Source organism: Lelliottia sp. GFLA7 (genome assembly GCF_056490165.1).
This window is the reverse complement of sequence record NZ_JBWLAQ010000013.1, coordinates 43,588-65,710: the sequence shown is the minus strand read 5'-3', so window position 1 is coordinate 65,710 and position 22,123 is coordinate 43,588. Positions and strand designations below refer to the sequence as shown.

Sequence of the window (22,123 nt, the reverse complement as noted above, 5' to 3'; positions counted from 1 at the left end):
ACGCTATAACCGCAGACTCCCATTTTTGACCTGCCGATGCGACAATCAGAATGTTTGTAACGTCAAAGATTAATTGATTGAAAAACATACAAAGGGAGTTGTAAGAGGCCAGCTTTAATCCTTCGGGAGCGGTGGCTTCATGGTTATAATTCCAGGACTAACATTTGTTGAGAGCAAGCATTGTGAATCTACTCACGGCGGTTACTGAGCTAATCAGTATTTTTTTATTCACAACCTGTTTTTTATTCTTTGCCCGAAAAGTGGCCAAGAGAATAGGGTTAGTGGACAAGCCTAACTATCGTAAACGTCATCAAGGTCTGATCCCATTAGTCGGCGGGATCTCCGTTTACGCAGGCATTTGCTTCACGTTCGGTATCGCAGATTATTATATTCCTCACGCGGCGCTCTATCTGGCCTGCGCGGGTGTTCTGGTGTTAGTAGGTGCTCTCGATGACCGATTTGATATCAGCGTAAAATTCCGTGCATCGGTTCAGGCTGCCATCGGCATCATTATGATGGTTGTCGGCAAACTGTATCTCAGCAGCCTCGGCTATATTTTTGGCACCTGGGAAATGGTGCTCGGGCCGTTCGGTTTCTTCCTGACGCTTTTCGCCGTTTGGGCAGCCATCAATGCCTTTAATATGGTTGATGGGATCGATGGCTTGCTCGGCGGGCTATCATCCGTTTCGTTTGCCGCTATCGGCATTATTTTATGGTTTGATGGCCAGTACAGCCTGTCGATGTGGTGTTTCGCCATGATCGCCGCCATCCTGCCTTATATCCTCTTGAACCTGGGTGTGCTTGGACGTCGCTATAAAGTCTTTATGGGCGATGCGGGCAGTACGCTGATTGGTTTTACCGTTATCTGGATTTTGTTAGAAACTACGCAGGGAAAAACGCACCCTATCAGCCCGGTCACGGCGCTGTGGATTATTGCTATTCCCCTGATGGACATGGTCGCGATCATGTACCGTCGACTTCGCAAAGGGATGAGCCCTTTTTCTCCTGACCGCCAGCATATTCATCATCTGATCATGCGTGCGGGCTTTACTTCACGTCAGGCATTTGTGCTGATCACCCTTGCTGCCGCGCTTCTGGCGGGTATCGGTGTGGCTGCAGAATATGCACATTTTATTCCTGAATGGGTAATGTTGGTATTATTCTTGCTAGCATTCTTCCTGTACGGATACTGTATTAAACGCGCATGGAAAGTCGCGCGCTTTATCAAACGTGTAAAACGCCGGATGCGTAAAAACAGTGATAAAAATCCAACACTAACTAAGTAAAACCGGGATTGTGATGACTCAACCGTTGGCAGGATCGAAATCAGTAGTAACTGAGAATGAACTGGATATTCGTGGTTTGTTTCGTGTTTTGTGGGCGGGCAAGCTGTGGATTGCAGGAATCGCGCTGGCCTTCGCGCTGCTCGCGTTGGCGTATACCTTTTTTGCAAAACAAGAATGGAGTGCGACAGCGATTACTGACCGTCCAACGGTGAATATGCTGGGAGGTTTTTACTCCCAGCAGCAATTCCTGCGCAATCTCGATATCAAGGCAAGTCTTGCGTCTACCGATCAACCTTCGGTGATGGATGAGTCGTACAAAGAGTTCATCATGCAGTTGGCTTCATGGGATACCCGTCGTGATTTTTGGTCGCAGACGGATTATTACAAGCAACGCATGGTCGGTAACAGCAAAGCGGATGCCGCGCTTCTTGATGATATGATTGATAACATCCAGTTTATGCCTGGCGATGCTATGCGTAACATCAATGATAACGTGAAGCTGATCGCTGAAACCGCGCCAGACGCCAACAATCTGCTGCGTCAGTACGTCGCTTTTGCCAGCCAGCGGGCGGCCAGTCATCTGAACGATGAGCTCAAAGGTGCCTGGGCTGCGCGAACTATCCAGATGAAAGCGCAGGTCAAACGCCAGGAAGAAGTGGCTAAAACGATTTTCTCCCGCCGTGTACACAACATCGAACAGGCTCTGAAAATTGCTGAACAACGCAATATTTCTCGCAGTGAAACCGATGTACCCGCCGACGAATTACCAGATTCAGAGATGTTCCTGCTGGGACGCCCTATGCTTCAGGCTCGCCTGGAGAATTTGCAGGCCGTTGGGCCCGATTTTGACCTCGATTACGATCAAAACCGCGCCATGCTGAACACGCTGAATGTAGGGCCTACGCTCGACCCACGTTTTCAGACCTATCGTTATTTGCGAACGCCTGAAGAACCTGTAAAACGCGATAGTCCGCGTCGCGCATTCCTGATGATTATGTGGGGTATTGTGGGCGCGCTGATTGGCGCAGGGGTGGCACTCACGCGTCGTCGCACAATTTAAGAACGCCGTCTACGATGAAGGCTTCGGCCTTCATCGCCTAATCGAAGAGAATCGATGTGAAAGTACTTACCGTATTTGGCACAAGGCCGGAGGCCATCAAGATGGCGCCGCTGGTCCATGCGTTGGCAAATGATCCCTGGTTTGAGGCGAAAGTTTGCGTCACTGCGCAGCATCGGGAGATGCTTGATCAGGTCTTAAATCTCTTTTCTATTGTCCCGGATTACGATCTCAATATTATGAAACCGGGACAAGGATTGACCGAAATTACCTGCCGCATTCTGGAAGGGTTAAAACCCATTCTGGAGTCATTTAAGCCAGACGTTGTTCTGGTTCATGGTGATACCACCACCACCATCGCAACAAGCCTGGCCGCTTTTTATCAGCGCATTCCTGTCGGGCACGTCGAAGCGGGTTTACGCACGGGCGATCTCTATTCTCCGTGGCCAGAAGAGGCGAACCGTACGCTGACCGGGCATTTGGCGATGTACCACTTTGCGCCAACCGAAAACTCCCGGCAGAATCTGCTGCGCGAAAATATCGCGGATAACAAAATTTTTGTCACCGGGAACACGGTGATTGATGCGCTGATTTGGGTTCGCGATCGCGTTCTGGCCAGCGAAACGCTGCGCGCAGAGTTATCCGAGCGTTATCCATTCCTCTCTCCTGACAAAAAAATGATTCTGGTGACGGGCCATCGCCGCGAAAGTTTTGGGCGCGGGTTTGAGCAAATCTGTCACGCGCTGGCGGAGATCGCCGCGCAGAACAGTGATGTGCAGATTGTTTATCCTGTCCACCTCAACCCGAACGTCAGCGAACCGGTCAACCGCATTCTGGGCCATATCGACAATATCATTTTGATTGAGCCGCAGGATTATCTGCCATTCGTCTGGCTGATGAATCACGCCTGGTTAATTTTGACCGACTCAGGCGGTATTCAGGAAGAGGCCCCATCGCTGGGTAAACCGGTGCTGGTGATGCGCGAAACCACTGAACGACCGGAGGCCGTGAAAGCCGGAACCGTGCGTCTGGTGGGCACAGATATGAAACGTATCGTGGACGAGGTAACAAACCTGCTGCGCGACGAAAAAGAGTACCAGGCCATGAGCCACGCCCATAATCCTTATGGTGACGGTGAGGCCTGCAGCCGTATTTTGCATGCACTTAAACACAATCGGGTATCGCTATGAGTTTTACAACCATCTCTGTCATTGGTCTTGGCTACATTGGACTGCCTACTGCGGCAGCCTTTGCATCGCGTCAAAAGCAGGTTGTCGGAGTGGATATCAACCAGCACGCGGTTGATACCATCAACCGGGGTGAAATTCATATTGTGGAGCCCGATCTCGACAAAGTAGTAAAAACCGCGGTTGAAGGCGGTTTTTTGAAAGCAACGACCGCACCCGTTGAAGCGGATGCTTATCTGATTGCTGTCCCGACGCCGTTCAAGGGCGATCACGAGCCAGATATGGTTTACGTCGAAGCGGCAGCAAAATCGATTGCACCCGTGCTGAAAAAAGGGGCGCTGGTGATTCTGGAGTCAACGTCCCCCGTCGGGGCGACTGAGCAAATGGCCCAGTGGCTGGCAGAGGCTCGCCCGGATTTAACCTTCCCGCAGCAACAGGGTGAGCAGGCTGATATCAACATCGCCTATTGCCCGGAACGTGTGCTGCCAGGTCAGGTGATGGTTGAGCTGATCAAAAATGACCGCGTGATTGGCGGGATGACCCCCGTCTGTTCGACGCGCGCCAGCGAGCTTTATAACATCTTCCTCGAAGGCGAGTGTGTGGTCACTAACTCCCGCACGGCTGAAATGTGCAAGCTGACGGAAAACAGCTTCCGTGATGTGAACATCGCGTTCGCCAATGAGTTGTCGCTGATTTGCGCCGATCAGGGGATTAACGTATGGGAACTTATCCGTCTGGCGAATCGCCATCCCCGCGTCAATATTCTTCAGCCCGGCCCTGGCGTAGGCGGCCACTGTATCGCGGTTGATCCGTGGTTCATCGTGGCGCAAAACCCTGATCAGGCGCGTCTGATCCGCACCGCGCGTGAAGTGAACGACGGCAAACCGCATTGGGTTATGAATCAGGTTAAAGCGACGGTGGCAGATTTTCTCGCTGACAGCGGCAAACGCGCCAGCGACGTAAAAATTGCCTGCTTTGGCCTGGCGTTCAAGCCAAACATCGACGATCTTCGCGAAAGCCCAGCGATGGGGATTGCTGAGATGATAGCCACCTGGCATACGGGTGAAACGCTGGTCGTTGAGCCTAATATTCACACGTTGCCGAAGAAACTGACTGGCATTTGCCAGCTCGCAACCTTAGACGACGCGCTGAAAACCGCCGATGTACTGGTCCTGCTGGTCGATCACAAAGAATTTAAAGCGCTCGGCGGCGATGCCGTGCGTCAGAACCACATTGTCGACACCAAAGGGGTGTGGCGTTGAGTGAACTGCACGGCGTGCTTGAGCCACTCGATTGGGAAAGCCAGTTTTTTGGCATCCCGTCGGCGGTTGTGCGCTTTCGCGATAACGCACCGGCACTTTCGGTGGCCGATTTCGCGCCGTGGCAGCGCGTGCAGGCAAAAATTCCTGCCGCCGATGCCGATTGTCTTGATGCACTTCAGCAGATGGGCTTCCAGCTTGTCGAAGGTGAAGTAGACCTGAAAATGGCGATCGCCCATCAGGTCCCGTCCGCTGCTGAAAGGGCAACGGAGCAGGATATTCCTGTGCTGCGCCAGATGGCTGCACGCGCTTTTGCGCAGAGCCGTTTTCGTGCGCCGTGGTATGCGGCGGATGACAGTGGCCGCTTTTACGCCCAGTGGATCGAAAACGCGGTAAAAGGCACGTTTGATCATGAATGCCTGGTCTTTCGCGCAACCGACGGTGAGATTCAGGCGTTTGTTTCCCTGCGCCAGTTGAATGACAGCGAAGCGCGCATCGGTCTGCTCGCTGGACGCGGTATGGGTGACAAACTGATGCATGCCGCAGCGCATTGGGCGGCGGCGCGTCAGCTATCAACTTTGCGGGTGGCGACCCAGATGGGCAACACCGCCGCGCTTAAACGTTATATTGCGAGTGGTGCCAACGTTGACACAACCGCTTACTGGCTTTACAGGTGACCTTATGATTCCATTTAACGCACCTCCCGTTGTGGGAACCGAACTCGAATACATGCAGTCTGCTATGGGCAGCGGTAAGCTTTGCGGAGACGGCGGCTATACCCGTCGCTGCCAGCAGTGGATGGAGCAGCGTTTCCACAGCGTCAAGGTGTTGCTGACGCCATCCTGTACGGCATCACTGGAAATGGCTGCGCTGCTGCTGGATATCCAGCCGGGTGACGAAGTCATCATGCCGAGTTATACCTTCGTTTCCACGGCGAATGCCTTTGTACTGCGCGGGGCGAAAATCGTGTTTGTTGATGTCCGCCCGGATACGATGAATATTGATGAAACCCTGATTGAAGCCGCGATAACTGACAAAACGCGAGCGATTGTTCCGGTTCACTACGCGGGTGTGGCCTGTGAAATGGACACCATTATGGCGCTCGCCAAAAAACACGATCTGTTTGTGGTAGAAGATGCCGCGCAGGGCGTGATGTCGACTTATAAAGGCCGTGCGCTGGGGACGATTGGTCACATCGGGTGTTTTAGCTTCCATGAAACCAAAAACTATACCGCGGGCGGTGAAGGCGGTGCGACGCTGATTAACGATCGCGCGCTGGTGGAGCGGGCGGAAGTGATCCGCGAAAAAGGCACCAACCGTAGCCAGTTCTTCCGTGGTCAGGTCGATAAATATACCTGGCGCGATATCGGCTCCAGCTATTTGATGGCCGATCTGCAGGCTGCATTCCTGTGGGCGCAGCTCGAAGCCGCCGAGCGTATCAATCAGCAGCGTTTGTCCTTATGGCAAACCTATTACGACGCTCTGGCGCCGCTGGCGAAAAAAGGGCGGATTGAACTGCCGACGATCCCGGCGGATTGCGTACACAATGCCCACATGTTTTACATCAAACTGCGCGATAACGACGATCGCAGCGATTTGATTGCCTATCTGAAAGAAGCCGAAATTATGGCGGTGTTCCATTACATCCCGCTTCACTCCAGCCCGGCAGGAGAAATGTTCGGTCGATTTGCCGGTGAAGACCGCTACACCACGAAAGAAAGTGAGCGTTTGCTTCGTCTGCCGCTGTTCTACAACCTCGCGCCGGTCAATCAGCGCACGGTGATTAATACGCTTCTGAGCTATTTCCACTGATATGTCTCTGGCGAAAGCATCGGTGTGGACCGCCGCGTCCACGCTCGTAAAGATTGGCACCGGGCTGTTAGTGGTTAAACTTCTGGCCGTCTCGTACGGCCCCTCAGGTGTTGGTCAGGCCGGCAATTTCCGCCAGCTTGTGACCGTGCTTGGGGTTCTCGCAGGTGCCGGTATTTTCAACGGCGTGACCAAATACGTTGCACAGCATCATGACGATGCCGCATCGCTTCGCAAGGTGATCGGCACCTCGTCCGCGATGGTATTGGGTTTCTCGACGTTGCTGGCGGTTGTATTTCTTCTTGCGGCGGCCCCCATCAGTCAGGGGCTTTTCGGCAACACCCATTATCAGGGCCTGGTGCGCCTGGTTGCGCTGGTGCAGATGGGCATTGCCTGGGCCAACCTGCTGTTAGCATTGATGAAGGGTTTTCGGGATGCGGCCGGGAACGCGCTGGCGCTGATTGCGGGCAGTTTTATTGGCGTCATCGCCTATTACTTTTGCTATCGTCTGGGCGGCTACGAAGGCGCATTGCTTGGCCTGGCGCTGGTTCCCGCGTTGGTCGTGATCCCCGCTGCGTTGATGTTGATGCGCAGACGCACGATTCCGCTAAGCTATCTCAAACCGCAGTGGGACAAAATTCTGGCGGGGCAATTGGGGAAATTTACCCTGATGGCACTCATCACATCCGTCACGTTACCCGTGGCCTACGTGATGATGCGAAACCTGCTGGCGGCGCACTACAGCTGGGATGAAGTGGGGATCTGGCAAGGTGTGAGCAGTATTTCTGACGCCTATCTCCAGTTTATCACTGCGTCTTTTAGCGTTTATTTGCTGCCAACCTTGTCGCGCCTGGTGTCAAAACAGGACATTACCCGCGAGATTGGCCGCTCTCTGCGTTTTGTTCTTCCTGCCGTGGCTGTCGCGAGTTTGACCGTCTGGTTGCTGCGAGATGTAGCCATCTGGCTGCTGTTCTCGGCAAAATTTACCGCGATGCGCGATCTGTTTGCCTGGCAACTGGTGGGCGATGTACTGAAAGTGGGTGCTTACGTTTTTGGCTATCTGGTGATTGCAAAAGCGTCGCTGCGCTTGTACATCCTGGCGGAAATCAGCCAGTTTTCGCTCTTAACCGCTTTCTCTCTTTGGCTGATCCCTGCGCACGGCGCGCTGGGGGCATCACAGGCCTATATGGCGACTTACATCGTTTATTTCGCTGCCTGTTGCGGCGTATTTTTACTTTGGCGTAAACGCGCATGACTGCACTGATTCATGTGTTGGGATCGAATATCCCGCACCATAACCAAACCGTTATGCGGTTCTTCAATGATGAGCTGGCGAGCACGAGCGCTGATGCGCGCGTATTTATGCTCGTTGGGCAGGATAATGGCTTAAGCGACGCTTACCCGGCGCTATCGTTGACCTGCTTTGCGGACAAAGCGACGCTGGCGAAAGCCGTTATCGCCAAAGCGAAAGCTAACCGCGATCAGTGTTTCTTCTTTCATGGACAGTTCAACACCGGTTTGTGGCTGGCATTGCTGAGTGGCGGTATTAAACCTGCGCAGTTTAGCTGGCATATCTGGGGCGCGGACCTGTATGAAGCGTCGCGCGGCTGGAAATTCCGCCTCTTCTATCCGCTGCGCCGTATGGCCCAGGGGCGAGTGGGCTGTGTGTTTGCGACGCGCGGCGATCTCAATTATTTTGCGAAGCAGCACCCGAATGTTCGTGGAGAGTTACTCTATTTCCCGACACGTATGAACCCTGCGCTGAATGGGATGGCAATCGACGCCCGGCGCGAAGGCAAGCTCACCGTCCTGGTGGGCAATTCAGGCGATCGCAGCAACGAACATATTGCGGCACTGAAAGCGGTGCATCAGCAGTTTGGCGATACGGTGAACGTGATCGTCCCGATGGGCTATCCTGCTAATAACGGCGCGTACATTACCGAGGTACGGCAGAGCGGTCTGGCACTCTTTAGCCCGGAAAATCTGCAGGTTCTCAGCGATAAGCTGGAGTTTGATGAATACTTGGCTTTGCTGCGTCAATGCGATCTTGGTTACTTCATCTTTGCGCGTCAGCAGGGGATTGGAACGCTGTGCCTGCTGATTCAGGCCGGCGTCCCGTGCGTGCTCAACCGTGAAAATCCGTTCTGGCAGGATATGGCGGAGCAAAATATTCCCGTCCTGTTTACGACGGATGATTTGAATGAAAACGTGGTGCGTGAAGCGCAACGTCAACTGGCACTGGTGGACAAAAATGCCATCGACTTTTTCAGCCCTAACTATCTCACGCCGTGGCACCGGGCGCTGCGAATTGCTGCGGGAGACAACGCATGAGCCAGTTGCAATTTAGCGGCCTGTTGGTGATTTGGCTTCTGAGCTCGTTGTTTATCGCGACCTTGACCTGGTTCGAGTTTCGCCGCGTGCGCTTTAATTTTAACGTCTTCTTTTCGCTGTTGTTTTTACTGACGTTTTTCTTCGGTTTTCCGCTGACCAGCATCCTTGTCTTCCGTTTTGATGTGGGTGTCGCACCGCCCGAAATTCTGATGCAGGCGTTGTTATCGGCGACCTGTTTCTACGCGGTTTATTACGTGACCTATAAAACGCGTTTACGCACGGTAAACCACGCCCCGCGTCGCCCGCTGTTCACCATGAATCGGGTGGAAACGCACCTGACGTGGGTAATGTTGATGATTATCGCGCTGGTTAGCGTCGGTATCTTCTTTATGCATAACGGCTTTTTGCTGTTTAAGCTGCATTCGTATAGCCAGATTTTCTCCGCAGAAGTCTCCGGCGTAGCGCTTAAACGCTTCTTCTATTTCTTCATTCCGGCGATGCTGGTGGTCTATTTTTTGCGTCAGGACAGTAAGGCGTGGCTGTTTTTCCTGGTCAGCACCGTGGCATTTGGCATGCTCACCTACATGATTGTCGGCGGCACACGCGCAAACATCATCATCGCCTTCGCCATCTTCCTGTTTATCGGCATCATTCGCGGCTGGATTTCACTGTGGATGCTGGTCGCGGCAGGTGTGTTTGGCATTGTCGGTATGTTCTGGCTAGCGCTGAAACGCTATAGCCTGGACGTGAGCGGTGACGAAGCGTTTTATACCTTCCTGTACCTCACCCGTGACACTTTCTCTCCGTGGGAAAACCTGGCGTTGCTGCTGCAAAATTACGACAAAATCGAATTTCAGGGGCTAGCTCCGATCGTGCGCGATTTCTACGTCTTCATCCCCACCTGGCTATGGCCAGACCGACCAGGAATTGTGCTGAACACGGCGAATTATTTCACCTGGGAAGTGCTGAACAACCACTCTGGGCTGGCGATCTCCCCCACGTTAATCGGCTCTCTGGTCGTCATGGGGGGCGTTTGGTTTATTTTGCCAGGCGCGGTAGCGGTCGGTTTAATCATCAAATGGTTTGACTGGTTATACCTCCGTGGAAACGAGGAGCCGAATCGCTACAAGGCAGCGATTTTGCACAGTTTCTGCTTTGGTGCCATTTTCAATATGATTGTTTTGGCGCGTGAAGGGCTGGATTCATTCGTTTCGCGCGTGGTGTTTTTTATGGTGGTTTTCGGCGTCTGCCTGCTACTGGCGAAGCTGTTGTACTGGCTGTTTGACGTTGCTGGTCTGGTTCACAAACGTGAGCTGCGGACTGCCAGGACGCTTTCCCAAGTCTGAGTAAGGATAATAATGACTGACAATACTTCTGCGCCAATGTACACGTTGCGCGGCCTGCAACTCATTGGCTGGCGTGATATGCAGCATGCGCTGGATTTTTTATGCGCTGCAGATGGACAGATTAAATCCGGTACGCTGGTGGCGATTAACGCGGAAAAGATGCTGGCCATTGAGGATAACGCTGAAGTAAAAGGCCTCATCGAGGCGGCAGAGTTCAAATATGCCGATGGCATCAGCGTTGTGCGCTCGATACGTAAGAAATACCCGCAGGCACGCGTCTCGCGCGTGGCAGGAGCGGACCTGTGGGAAGCCTTAATGGCACGTGCCGGCGCTGCCAATACGCCAGTATTCCTTATCGGTGGCAAGCCAGAGGTGCTGTCACAAACAGAACAAAAACTGCGTGCGCAGTGGAACGTGAATATCGTCGGAAGCCAGGACGGCTACTTCAAACCGGAAGACCGTCAGGCGCTTTTTGAACGCGTCCGTGACAGCGGTGCAAAGATTGTGACCGTCGCGATGGGCTCACCGCGTCAGGAGATCCTGATGCGCGACTGCCGGATGATTTGCCCCAACGCGCTCTATATGGGCGTGGGTGGTACGTACGATGTCTTTACCGGTCATGTAAAGCGTGCACCGAAAGTGTGGCAAAACTTAGGGCTTGAGTGGCTGTATCGTCTCTTGTCTCAGCCAAGCCGCATCACGCGACAGATAAAACTCCTGCGATACCTCGCTTGGCATTACACCGGCAAAATGTAATCAAAATGTAGCGCGATATGCTATTCGCGCTGCAACTCCCCTGCAAAACTGCTGCGTTTGTGTGCAATGCATTCATTTATTTAATGCATCGTTTGCCATTTGGCAGAATTTAAGAAACCATTCTCACGCTCATCGCAGTGCCATGGTGTTTTTGCGCCTACCGTTAATCTCGACGGTCGGTGCCGCATGGCCTGTTGTGGCGAAATCTTTACCCATAACAATAACCGGCGTAGGCCCGGAAGAAGCAAACACAACCGAGGATTTATGGCAGAGAAAAAACCTGAGCTACAGCGTGGGCTGGAAGCTCGACACATTGAATTAATAGCGCTTGGCGGTACCATCGGCGTTGGCCTGTTTATGGGCTCAGCCAGTACGCTGAAATGGGCTGGTCCGTCCGTTTTGTTGGCGTATATTGTCGCCGGGCTGTTCGTCTTCTTTATTATGCGATCGATGGGCGAGATGCTGTTCCTTGAGCCGGTTGCCGGATCATTTGCCGTCTACGCCCACCGCTACATGAGTCCCTTCTTTGGCTATCTCACGGCCTGGTCCTATTGGTTTATGTGGATGGCGGTCGGGATATCAGAAATTACCGCGATAGGGGTCTACGTCCAGTTCTGGTTCCCGGATATGGTGCAGTGGATACCCGCCTTGATAGCCGTGGGGTTGGTGGCATTAGCGAACCTCGCTGCCGTGCGTTTATACGGTGAAATTGAGTTTTGGTTTGCGATGATCAAGGTCACGACAATTATCGTAATGATTGTCGTGGGCCTTGGCGTGATTTTCTTCGGCTTTGGTAACGGCGGTCAGGCGATTGGTTTTGGCAATCTGACCGAGCACGGCGGTTTCTTTGCGGGCGGCTGGAAAGGCTTCCTGACGGCGCTCTGCATTGTGGTTGCGTCGTATCAGGGCGTAGAGCTGATTGGGATCACCGCCGGTGAAGCGAAAAACCCACAGGTCACGCTGCGTAGCGCAGTGGGCAAAGTTCTGTGGCGTATTCTGATTTTCTATGTGGGCGCGATTTTCGTTATCGTCACGATATTCCCGTGGAACCAAATTGGCACCACCGGCAGCCCGTTTGTGCTGACCTTCGCCAAAATTGGTATCACTGCAGCAGCGGGTATCATTAACTTTGTGGTGCTGACTGCGGCGCTCTCAGGCTGCAACAGCGGAATGTACAGCTGCGGGCGTATGCTCTATGCATTAGCCAACAATCGTCAGCTTCCGGCAGCCGTCGGAAAAGTCTCTCGCGCTGGCGTACCGGTCGCGGGCGTGGCTATTTCTATTGCCATTCTGCTGATAGGGTCGTGCCTGAATTACATTATTCCGAATCCGCAGCGCGTGTTTGTCTACGTCTATAGCGCAAGCGTATTGCCGGGTATGGTGCCGTGGTTTGTTATCCTGATCAGCCAGTTGCGTTTCCGCCAGGCGCATAAAGAAGCAATTGCCAGCCACCCGTTCCGCTCCATTATGTTCCCGTGGGCGAACTATTTAACGATGGCATTCCTGGTGTGCGTTTTGATCGGCATGTATTTCAATGAAGACACTCGCATGTCGCTGTTTGTCGGCATGATCTTCATGGCTGCGGTATCGGTCGCGTATAAGCTTTTTGGACTGAGTCGACACGCTCAACGCTAAAAAGTCGCGTTAGAAACAGCAAAATGCGCAAAGCATAACCAAACGCGCATTTATTTTGAAAAAGCACTAGACAGCAGGCCGAGACCTCCGTAATATCCAGCCCCGCAACGGCGCTAAGCGCCCGTAGCTCAGCTGGATAGAGCGCTGCCCTCCGGAGGCAGAGGTCTCAGGTTCGAATCCTGTCGGGCGCACCATTTACCCGGTGCTAGAGCTGCGGTGGTCTGTTAAGTAGACAGAACCGCGTGAAAGAATAAGTTGTGGTGGCTATAGCTCAGTTGGTAGAGCCCTGGATTGTGATTCCAGTTGTCGTGGGTTCGAGTCCCATTAGCCACCCCATTATTATAAGTTGTGACATGCGACGGTGGCGGAATTGGTAGACGCGCTAGCTTCAGGTGTTAGTGTCTTAACGGACGTGGGGGTTCAAGTCCCCCCCCTCGCACCACGACTTAAAGAGTTGAACTAGAAATTCAAAAAAGCAGTATTTCGGCGAGTAGCGCAGCTTGGTAGCGCAACTGGTTTGGGACCAGTGGGTCGGAGGTTCGAATCCTCTCTCGCCGACCAATTTTGAACCCCGCTTCGGCGGGGTTTTTTGTTTTTTGCGATTCCTTAATCTGTAGTCATTTCCCGACAACGTTATCACGGTTTGTCGCCATTCAGAGACATATAGCTATCTGATTTATAAGGTAATTATCATAACTGGATTATAGTGTCTCTGCCAGGAGACATCTTGGTTAGCTTTGCGCTCTCTCTTTCTGCACGTACTCACTCCAAAAAGAAAAAATTCCTTAATTCTTAAAATGTTGCAAAGCGAATAAGTTCTGGATGCAACCTTGGCACGTAACATGCAATAATATACATGTAGATGCTCATTCCACCTCTTATGTTCGCCTTAGTGCCTCATAAACTCAGGAATGACGCAGAGCCATTTACGGTGCTTATCGTCCACCGACAGATGTCGCTTCGGCCTCATCAAACACCATGGACACAACGTTGAGTGAAGCACCAAATATGTTGTCGAATAGATCTGTTTAACGCCTGCTTTTTAGCAGGCGTTTTTTTATGGATTATTCCCGGTAACGCGCCATCACTGCCGCCACAATGATTAACGCGCTGGCGGACACGATATACAATGCCTGAACCGCCCCAAGCGTTGAGGCAAGCGTTGCTGCAAAACAGGTAAACACTGACGCACTAAGGGTTTGCCATCGCCATGCCTTACCGCTCGCGGCTGAAACCTGTAGCGTCTCAAAATGGCTCAATACCCCGTACGTTCCGGCTGCAAACACAATGTTTGATGCCAGATGCGCGACAAAAATCATCCCCAGGGCCGCCGTATGCACTCCCGCAAAAAGCGGGAGCAGTCCATAAGCCAGTAAAAAGATGCTCAGGCAGGTCAGCAAAGGACGATTGCGATTTGCGTAGCGCGGAAGACTGTCTCTGTTTATCATCATCGGTCCGCACAATTGCCCGAGGCTACGGGCGAACAGCAAGGGGAGTGCTAGCCCCGCGGCATTGGTGGGGTTGATATGCTGCGCTAGAGCGGGAAGCAGCGCCATCGCAGGCGCACCCACGGCTGCCAGAGCCGGAAGCAGCAGGAGGCTACGCTTTTGTCGCCGGGAAAGTTTCTTTCAGTGCAACGGTTTTGGCGTAGTGATTTTTACAGGCTCTGTAGTAGTTAACGTCAGCGCGCTTCCCGCCAGCGATAACATCACGAGAGATCCGACAAAGCTGGCGGCGTCTATCGCCAACAAAGTCAGTACCGACAGATAGTCAAACAGCACAATCCCCAACCCCATCCCTAGCAACACTTGCGAAGCAAAAATCACATTTTCCAGACAGGTTGCGGCAGGGAGTTCGGCCGTGGTTAAAGCCCGCTTGAACAGTAGGGTGAGGGCAGGCCAGCTCATCCCGGTAAGGAGAGCTTCCGTTGACTGAACGGCTAATAATGCCGTGACGCTAGGATAATGAATGCCCAGCAAGGGAAAGAGCAGAGCCGTCAGGCCAAAGAGCTCCGTCAGTATTAGCAGGCGTACAGGCGAGTAAACTCGACAGAGTTTTTCTCCTATCAGGCTGCCAATAAATCCGGGTAAGGTCGCGAACAAATAGGCGACTGTGAGCAATGAGGCGGGGGCTTTCCAGCTCAACAGCAAGCCAAAGATAACGACCTGTGTTAAGCCATTCCCCAGAGAGGTAAAGACGAATGCACAGGCCAGCATGCGCAGCCAATGGTGGCGTCGCAGCGCTTCAAAAAGCGCATACAAAAGGGTATTCATAAAAACGGTCCTTTCAAGAACGATTTATTCCACGCAACAAAATGCGCGTGTAGGGAAAAAGGTTAATGAAAAGACATCGTTACATTGGCGGGAGCATTCTCTCTCTAATGACGTTGCAAAGAATGTAGCAGGAGAAAGGGAATAAAAAAAGGAGGCCGTTTTGGCCTCCTTTATGATGCTTACACCTGACTGCCGTTATTCTGCAACGTGAGCAGCAGGCCATCACGACGCATCGCTGCGGCTTCTTCTGGCTTGTGCTGTTTGTCCAGCGAGTCGGCAAGCCATGCATAATCGAACGCATCCGGGCGCTGTTTCAACGCTGCACGGAAAGCGAGGCTCGCCTCCTGCCACTCGCCGTGCTTCATCAGCGACTGACCCAGCGTGCTCCATAGCAGCGGACGATCGCCCACCGTCTTGATCTGCTGGCGTAACATTTTTTCCATCTGCTCAGGATTGTTGGTCTTGAGACGCGGGATCACCATCACCAGACGATCGTCATACTGACGCTTCAGGCCATCAAGAATGATCGCCTGCGCGGTGTCATGATCGTCACATTCGATGAGATGTTCTGCCATCGCCACCTGCAATGGAACTTGCTGGCGCGTTTTACGGCTCTGATTCTTCCACCAGGTTTTCAGGCCGTCGCTACCCAGATCGGCCCGCGCCTGATCCATCAGGCCAATCCACGCCTGACGCTGCAGCGCATCACGGTGTTCATCATCACCCACGTCGGCTTTTGCCATAGAAGGAATAATATCCAGCAATGAACCCCAGGCGCCGGTGCGGATATAAGCCTGCTCTGCCAGACGCAGCACTTCCGGATGGCGTGGCGTGATTTCCAGCAGACGGTCAACACCGTGACGCGCTGCGTGGTTTTCACCTCGCGCCAGTTGCAGACGCACGCGTGTAATTTCAACTGGTATCTGGTCGTTAGAGGCCAGTTCTGAAGCGCGCTCAAGATGCTGATTGGCACGCATTTCATCGCCGCGCTGCTGGGCGGCTTCTGCGGCTAGCAGATAGTTAACCACCGGCTGCTCAGCGTGATCGGCGTTTTTGGTCATCAGCTTTTCAACTTGCTGATAATCGCCTTCAGCCAGTTTCAGCAGCGCCTGTTCGGTCTGCTTGCGTGCGCGACGGCGTTTGCGGCCAACAAACCAGCTGCGGGTATGTGCGCCCGTGCGGAAAATACGGCGCAGGATCCATTCGATGGCGAACAGCGCCACCATGGTGAGGATCAAGATGATCACCAGGCCCGTGACGCTCGTTTCGATATTGTAGTTATCGGTCTGGATCAGCACGTAGCCTTGATGGCCCGCAAGCATTGGCCCCAGTACGATCCCGGCGATCAACAATAAGAAGAGGAAGAGAACTTTAAGCATCGCTACTCTCCTTGCGGGGCGCTTTCAGCCGCAGCGGCTGGCGCTTCGGCTGCGGGTTCTGCCGCAACGCCGGGCTGTGCCAGCAAATTACGCACGCGTGTTTGCATCAGCTTTTCCAGAATCGGCTGGCTTTCGAGCTGGTCCGGCACGTTCATCGTGATGTTCTGCTGACTCAGCTTATCAACATCATCCAAAAACGCCGTCGTAGTGGCATCGCTGGTGTCGTAGTAAGCACGCACCCATGTAGACACATTATCCAGCGCCTGTTTGTACGTCTCTTCCTGATGGCGTGGTACGGCCTGTGCGGCGACCAGCAGGCGGGAACGAATGTTTTCGCGCAGATAGACATCCTGGTTCGGTGCTAACAGCGGCACGGCGGTCTCGTCACGACGGCGGACAGTAATGAAGCTGTCCATAAAGATCTGCCAGCTTTTTTGCAGGTTGATGCGCCACTCGCTCAGAGAACTCGACAGCTCAGTGCCGTCAGAATCCATCGGGGTATCGTCATCGTTGTTATCGGCCAGACGCAGGTTATCAATCTGATTCGACAGCTGATTGACTTTAAGAATAATGCCGTCGTAATCGACTTGCGAGACGGCACCCAGGCTGGCGATATCTTCGGTAATGGCACGACGTGCGGTGATAAGACTTGGATCGTTCATGTCAGCCAGGCTGGCGTCCGCGCTCTTCAGCAGTGCAGCGGCAGTGGTGACATCCTGATCGCTCCACAGCTTGCGCCCGGCCAGTTTCACCAGGAAATCCGCCTGCGACAGCAGCCAGGTTTTGGCATCTGTCCCCGAAATCGTCGCGACTTTTTCTTGCACTTCACCGAGCTGTTTTGTCAGCTCTTCCTGCTTCGTATTGGCTTCGGCAAGCTGCGTCGATTGTTGCTTAATCACGTTTTCCAGCTCGGCTTTCTGCGTTTTTTGCGCTTTTTGCAGGGCCGTTATCTGATTCACCAGCGCATCGCTGGTCGCCGACTGATTCGTCGCTTGTTTTTTCACCACGCCATACAAGCCAACGCCCGCCGCCAGCGCAATGGCAATCGCGATAGCGCTCAGCGCCAGACTGGTTTTGTTATTGCCGTTTTTCTTCTCAACTGTTTTCTCAGTCGTCTCTGGCTGTGGCGTGATCTCCACAGTCTCCCTGGTCTCTTCAACCACGGCGGAGGATTTTTCGTGTTCCGTCATTATGGCTTCCCATTATGAGAGTTATTGTAATGCGCGCAGCAGCGCATCGTTGTCGGCGTTATCAGCGATCCGAATATCTTGCCAGCCCAATTCCCGGGCGAGGTTCGCCAGACGCTCACTGACGACCAGCAGTCGGCAGCGGAGTAACCAGTTTTCACGATACCATTGCGGAATCAGCGACCAGAGCTGTTGCAGCATTTCGCCGCTGGTGACCACCAGCGTATCCACGCCGCGCAGATGCCAGCGCATCGCCTCTTCTGCCCCGTCATAATATTTCGCACAGCGCTGATAGCACTCGCAAAAAGTGACCTCTGCGCCGCGATCCGTTAGGGTTTCGCCCAATAATTCACGCCCACCGTTTCCGCGAAGAACCAGCGCGCGCTTTCCAGCAACAGTTTGTAATTCAGGTAATTGTAGCAAGACTTCGCTGATTTCCCGATCTAATGGATAGCGAACGTCAATTCCACTGACGGTATGCAATGCCAGCGCGGTGGTACGCCCGATGGCAAAATAGCGCGGTGCAGTCGGCCAGCGTTTGTTTTCTTGCTGCAACTGGGCTTGCGCAAATTCCACGGCATGTTGTGACAATGCGAAAACGAGATCGCCTTCTTGCAGGGCATAAAGAGAGTCGGCGAGCGTAGAAAGCGCCCGACCCGGGGAGAACTCAATCAGCGGAAAGCTCCATGCCACCTGCCCAAGTGCGCGCAGACGGCTCACTAACTGCTCTCCTGCGGGAGACGGGCGGGTGACGAGAATATTCATGCTGGTGGTTCTCCATTATAAACGTCTGCCAGGATCGCGCGCGCGCCGTTGTTCAGCAGCTCATCGGCCAGTGATATGCCCAGCATTTCGGCATCTTGCGGCAAGCCGCGGCGTTCACCGCGCACCATCTGTGAGCCGTCTGGCGCACCCACTAATGCGCGCAGCCAAAGCTCACCGTTAATCAATTCAGCATAGCTGCCAATCGGAACCTGACAGCCGCCTTCAAGTCGCATGTTCATTGCCCGCTCAGCCTGGACGCGAATAGCGGTTTCATCATGATTTAGCGGCGAGAGCAGCGCGCGGGTGCGGTCGTCATCGAGACGACATTCAATCCCCACGGCACCCTGACCGACGGCGGGCAGGCACAGTTCTGGTGGCATCGCGACGCGAATTCGTGATTCCAGCCCAAGGCGCTTAAGGCCAGCGACCGCCAGAATAATGGCATCATAATCACCATTATCGAGCTTGCCGAGGCGCGTGCCGACGTTTCCGCGCAGAGAGCGGATGACCAAATCTGGGCGGCGTTCAGCCAGCTGACACTGACGGCGTAAACTTGACGTGCCAACCACGCTTCCTTTGGGCAAATCATCCAAAGAAGCGTAGCGGTTTGAGACGAAAGCATCGCGGGGATCTTCGCGCTCGCAAATTGTCACCAGCCCTAATCCTTCTGGGAATTCGACTGGCACATCCTTCATTGAATGGACGGCGATATCGGCGCGGTTCTCAAGCAGTGCGATTTCCAGCTCTTTGACAAACAAGCCTTTTCCACCCACTTTTGCCAGGGGCGTATCCAGAATCACATCGCCGCGCGTCACCATCGGAACCAGTTCAACACGCAACCCTTGATGGCAGGCTTCGAGGCGCTGCTTCACATATTGTGCCTGCCAAAGCGCGAGTGGGCTTTGGCGTGTGGCAATTCTCAAAACATTGTCTAACATGCTTGTTACCGTCCTTATCGTCCGCCGCCCATCCTAACATTGTTGACTCTGGGATGTCAGTTTTACGGTCGATGAGGGGGAGAGGGACGAGGCGGTGCTCTGGCCATCCGCAGCCGTATTAAGGAATTTACACGTTAAGATCGATGCTACACTTGTCTGTAGCGCATCTTTCTTTACGGTCAATCGGCAAGGTGTTAGATTGATCACGTTTTAGACCATTTTTTCGTCTGTACCACCATAATGATAAGGACGAAAAAGGGTAACGGTTCTTTTTTGAAATACTGCGGGCTCGTAATCTTTCGCTGTTTTGAACGGTTGCTACGTCCGGAAACATCAGGCGATATGTCTTGTACCTCTATATTGAGACTCTGAAACAGAGACTGGATGCCATAAATCAATTGCGCGTGGATCGTGCGCTTGCTGCCATGGGACCTGCTTTCCAACAGGTTTACAGTCTGCTGCCTACATTATTGCACTACCACCATCCGCTGATGCCGGGCTACCTTGACGGTAACGTTCCCAAGGGCATCTGCATTTACACGCCTGATGAAACCCAACAGCATTACCTCAGCGAACTCGAACTCTACCGCGGTATGCCGACGCAGGAATCTCCAGAAGGTGAGTTGCCTATTACCGGCATTTACACCATGGGGAGTACCTCATCGGTAGGGCAAAGCTGTTCTTCTGACCTGGATATTTGGGTTTGCCATCAGTCCTGGCTTGATAACGAAGAGCGTCAGCTGTTGCAGCGTAAATGCAGCCTGCTCGAAAGCTGGGCGGCGTCGCTGGGCGTAGAAGTGAGCTTCTTCCTGATTGACGAAAACCGTTTCCGCCATAATGAAAGCGGCAGTCTGGGTGGTGAAGACTGCGGCTCAACCCAGCACATTTTACTGCTGGATGAATTTTATCGCAGTGCTGTGCGCCTCGCCGGTAAGCGTATTCTGTGGAATATGGTGCCGTGCGAAGAAGAAGAGCATTACGACGATTACGTCATGTCGCTCTATTCACAAGGTGTATTAACGCCAAACGAATGGTTGGATCTGGGAGGCTTAAGCTCCCTGTCTGCTGAAGAATACTTTGGCGCAAGCCTGTGGCAGCTCTACAAAAGCATCGATTCACCGTACAAAGCGGTGTTAAAAACGCTGCTGCTTGAGGCGTATTCCTGGGAGTACCCCACGCCACGCCTGCTGGCAAAAGATATCAAACAGCGCCTGCACGATGGGGAAATCGTCTCCTTCGGGCTTGATGCTTACTGCATGATGCTGGAACGCGTTACCGAATACCTGAAAGCCATTGATGACCACACGCGTCTCGATCTGGTGCGTCGATGTTTCTATCTCAAAGTCTGTGAAAAACTCAGCCGCGAACGCGCATGCGTTGGCTGGCGTCGTGAAGTGGTCAGTCAGCTTGTCAAAGAGTGGGGATGGGACGAAGAACGTCTGTCCATGCTCGATAACCGCGCCAACTGGAAGATCGATCAGGTGCGTGAAGCGCACAACGAATTGCTCGATGCGATGATGCAGAGCTACCGCAACCTGATTCGCTTTGCCCGCCGCAATAATCTCAGCGTTTCCGCCAGCCCGCAGGATATCGGTGTCTTGACCCGTAAACTTTACGCGGCGTTTGAAGCGCTTCCTGGTAAAGTCACGCTGGTTAACCCGCAGATTTCACCGGATCTGTCAGAACTCAATCTGACCTTTATTTACGTCCCGCCGGGTCGCGCGAACCGCACCGGCTGGTATCTCTACAACCGTGCCCCAAGCATGGATTCGATCGTCAGCCATCAGCCGCTGGAATATAACCGCTATCTTAACAAGCTGGTGGCCTGGGCCTGGTTTAACGGTCTGCTGACTTCTCGCACCCGCCTGTTTATCAAAGGCAACGAGGTCGTTGATTTAGCCAAACTGCAGGAAATGGTCGCGGACGTGTCGCATCACTTCCCGCTGCGTCTGCCTGCGCCGACGCCGAAAGCACTCTACAGCCCGTGCGAAATTCGTCATCTGGCGATTATCGTTAACCTGGAATACGACCCGACGGCGGCGTTCCGCAATCAGGTTGTCCATTTTGATTTCCGCAAACTGGATGTCTTCAGCTTTGGCGAGCAGCAAAATTGCCTGATTGGCAGCGTGGACCTGCTGTATCGCAACTCGTGGAACGAAGTGCGAACGCTGCATTTCAACGGCGAGCAGGCGATGATCGAGGCGTTAAAAACAATTCTCGGGAAGATGCATCAGGATGCCGCGCCGCCAGACAGCGTCGAAGTGTTCTGCTATAGCCAGCATCTGCGGGGCCTGATCCGTACTCGCGTCCAGCAGCTTGTCTCTGAGTGTATTGAACTGCGTCTTTCGAGCACCCGCCATGAAACCGGGCGTTTCAAAGCGCTGCGCGTTTCTGGCCAGACCTGGGGCCTGTTCTTTGAGCGCCTGAATGTGTCCGTGCAAAAACTGGAAAACGCGATCGAGTTTTACGGCGCTATCTCGCACAACAAGCTGCACAGCCTGTCCGTGCAGGTCGAAACCAATCCGGTGAGTTTGCCGCAGGTGGTGGATGGTTTTGCCAGCGAAGGGATTATTCAGTTCTTCTTCGAAGAAGCGGATGATCAATCTGGATTTAACATTTACATTCTGGATGAAACCAACCGTGCAGAGGTTTATCACCACTGCGAAGGGAGCAAAGAAGATTTGGTTCGCGATGTGAGCCGCTTCTATTCGTCATCGCACGATCGCTTTACCTACGGCTCAAGCTTCATCAACTTTAACCTGCCGCAGTTCTATCAGATCGTGAAAGTCGATGGGCGCGCACAGGTGCTTCCGTTCCGCAATCAGATGGTTGCAGCCCCTCCGGAGAACCTGGACGAAAACCAGCCGCTGTTACAGCAGTATTTTTCCTGAGTGCGGACCGACCCTCTCCCACGG

The 22,123-nt window shown here is 53.3% G+C and carries 16 protein-coding genes, 4 tRNA genes and 1 pseudogene; 16 read left to right on the top strand and 5 right to left on the bottom strand.

The genetic code is table 11. From position 1 onward, the window contains the following. Positions 1-182 precede the first annotated feature (182 nt). From wecA to AC07RN_RS20415, 15 genes are all read left to right on the top strand, one after another. On the top strand, positions 183-1,286 hold the full coding sequence (gene wecA, locus AC07RN_RS20485; RefSeq protein WP_478337167.1) for a UDP-N-acetylglucosamine--undecaprenyl-phosphate N-acetylglucosaminephosphotransferase: 1,104 nt from the start codon (positions 183-185) through the stop codon (positions 1,284-1,286). Positions 1,287-1,299: 13 nt separating this feature from the next. Next, positions 1,300-2,346 (top strand): ECA polysaccharide chain length modulation protein, encoded by a 1,047-nt coding sequence (gene wzzE / locus AC07RN_RS20480; protein ID WP_235134305.1) that lies wholly within the window; start codon positions 1,300-1,302, stop codon positions 2,344-2,346. 56 nt (positions 2,347-2,402) lie between these two features. Then, complete coding sequence (gene wecB / locus AC07RN_RS20475; RefSeq protein ID WP_235134304.1) at positions 2,403-3,533, top strand: non-hydrolyzing UDP-N-acetylglucosamine 2-epimerase; 1,131 nt, start codon at positions 2,403-2,405, stop codon at positions 3,531-3,533. Continuing rightward, the gene (gene wecC / locus AC07RN_RS20470; RefSeq protein ID WP_478337166.1) at positions 3,530-4,792 is read left to right on the top strand and encodes a UDP-N-acetyl-D-mannosamine dehydrogenase; all 1,263 of its coding nucleotides are present in this window, start codon (positions 3,530-3,532) and stop codon (positions 4,790-4,792) included. The genes wecB and wecC overlap by 4 nt, the downstream gene beginning before the upstream one ends. Then, positions 4,789-5,466: a dTDP-4-amino-4,6-dideoxy-D-galactose acyltransferase gene (gene rffC / locus AC07RN_RS20465; RefSeq protein ID WP_478337165.1), complete on the top strand. Its 678-nt coding sequence runs from the start codon at positions 4,789-4,791 to the stop codon at positions 5,464-5,466. Before wecC ends, rffC begins: the two co-directional genes overlap by 4 nt. 4 nt (positions 5,467-5,470) lie before the next feature. Further along, positions 5,471-6,601, top strand: coding sequence for a dTDP-4-amino-4,6-dideoxygalactose transaminase (gene rffA, locus AC07RN_RS20460; RefSeq protein ID WP_478337164.1), 1,131 nt, complete (start codon positions 5,471-5,473; stop codon positions 6,599-6,601). Position 6,602: 1 nt separating this feature from the next. Then, positions 6,603-7,853, top strand: a complete 1,251-nt coding sequence (gene wzxE, locus AC07RN_RS20455) for a lipid III flippase WzxE (protein ID WP_235134301.1) — start codon at positions 6,603-6,605, stop codon at positions 7,851-7,853. Further along, complete coding sequence (locus AC07RN_RS20450) at positions 7,850-8,929, top strand: TDP-N-acetylfucosamine:lipid II N-acetylfucosaminyltransferase (protein WP_478337163.1); 1,080 nt, start codon at positions 7,850-7,852, stop codon at positions 8,927-8,929. The genes wzxE and AC07RN_RS20450 overlap by 4 nt, the downstream gene beginning before the upstream one ends. Then, the gene (gene wzyE / locus AC07RN_RS20445; RefSeq protein WP_478337162.1) at positions 8,926-10,275 is read left to right on the top strand and encodes an ECA oligosaccharide polymerase; all 1,350 of its coding nucleotides are present in this window, start codon (positions 8,926-8,928) and stop codon (positions 10,273-10,275) included. Before AC07RN_RS20450 ends, wzyE begins: the two co-directional genes overlap by 4 nt. Positions 10,276-10,287: 12 nt before the next feature. After that, positions 10,288-11,031 (top strand): lipopolysaccharide N-acetylmannosaminouronosyltransferase, encoded by a 744-nt coding sequence (gene wecG / locus AC07RN_RS20440; RefSeq protein WP_478337161.1) that lies wholly within the window; start codon positions 10,288-10,290, stop codon positions 11,029-11,031. Between the two features lie 264 nt (positions 11,032-11,295). Further along, on the top strand, positions 11,296-12,666 hold the full coding sequence (thrP, locus tag AC07RN_RS20435; protein WP_041689561.1) for a bifunctional threonine/serine APC transporter ThrP: 1,371 nt from the start codon (positions 11,296-11,298) through the stop codon (positions 12,664-12,666). Between the two features lie 117 nt (positions 12,667-12,783). Continuing rightward, a tRNA-Arg gene (locus AC07RN_RS20430) sits at positions 12,784-12,860 on the top strand. Positions 12,861-12,926: 66 nt separating this feature from the next. Beyond that, positions 12,927-13,002, top strand: a tRNA-His gene (locus tag AC07RN_RS20425). Positions 13,003-13,021: 19 nt separating this feature from the next. Next, positions 13,022-13,108, top strand: a tRNA-Leu gene (locus AC07RN_RS20420). Positions 13,109-13,150: 42 nt separating this feature from the next. After that, positions 13,151-13,227 (top strand) — tRNA-Pro (locus tag AC07RN_RS20415). A 503-nt stretch (positions 13,228-13,730) separates the two neighbouring features. Here the strand turns inward: AC07RN_RS20415 and AC07RN_RS20410 are convergent. The 5 genes and pseudogenes from AC07RN_RS20410 to hemC form a co-directional block, all read right to left on the bottom strand. Then, positions 13,731-14,939: pseudogene (locus tag AC07RN_RS20410) on the bottom strand (MFS transporter). Between the two features lie 179 nt (positions 14,940-15,118). Continuing rightward, the gene (gene hemY, locus AC07RN_RS20405; RefSeq protein ID WP_235134296.1) at positions 15,119-16,318 is read right to left on the bottom strand and encodes a protoheme IX biogenesis protein HemY; all 1,200 of its coding nucleotides are present in this window, start codon (positions 16,316-16,318) and stop codon (positions 15,119-15,121) included. 2 nt (positions 16,319-16,320) lie between these two features. After that, the gene (gene hemX / locus AC07RN_RS20400) at positions 16,321-17,508 is read right to left on the bottom strand and encodes a uroporphyrinogen-III C-methyltransferase (RefSeq protein WP_478337160.1); all 1,188 of its coding nucleotides are present in this window, start codon (positions 17,506-17,508) and stop codon (positions 16,321-16,323) included. Positions 17,509-17,529: 21 nt separating this feature from the next. Further along, positions 17,530-18,270 (bottom strand): uroporphyrinogen-III synthase, encoded by a 741-nt coding sequence (gene hemD / locus AC07RN_RS20395; protein ID WP_478337159.1) that lies wholly within the window; start codon positions 18,268-18,270, stop codon positions 17,530-17,532. Further along, positions 18,267-19,208 carry a hydroxymethylbilane synthase gene (hemC, locus tag AC07RN_RS20390; protein WP_015960947.1) on the bottom strand — a complete coding sequence of 314 codons (942 nt, stop codon included), beginning with the start codon at positions 19,206-19,208 and terminating at the stop codon, positions 18,267-18,269. Before hemC ends, hemD begins: the two co-directional genes overlap by 4 nt. A gap of 347 nt (positions 19,209-19,555) precedes the next feature. On the opposite strand from hemC, the gene cyaA reads away from it, so the two are divergent. Beyond that, positions 19,556-22,099 (top strand): class I adenylate cyclase, encoded by a 2,544-nt coding sequence (cyaA, locus tag AC07RN_RS20385; protein ID WP_015960946.1) that lies wholly within the window; start codon positions 19,556-19,558, stop codon positions 22,097-22,099. Positions 22,100-22,123: the final 24 nt, after the last annotated feature.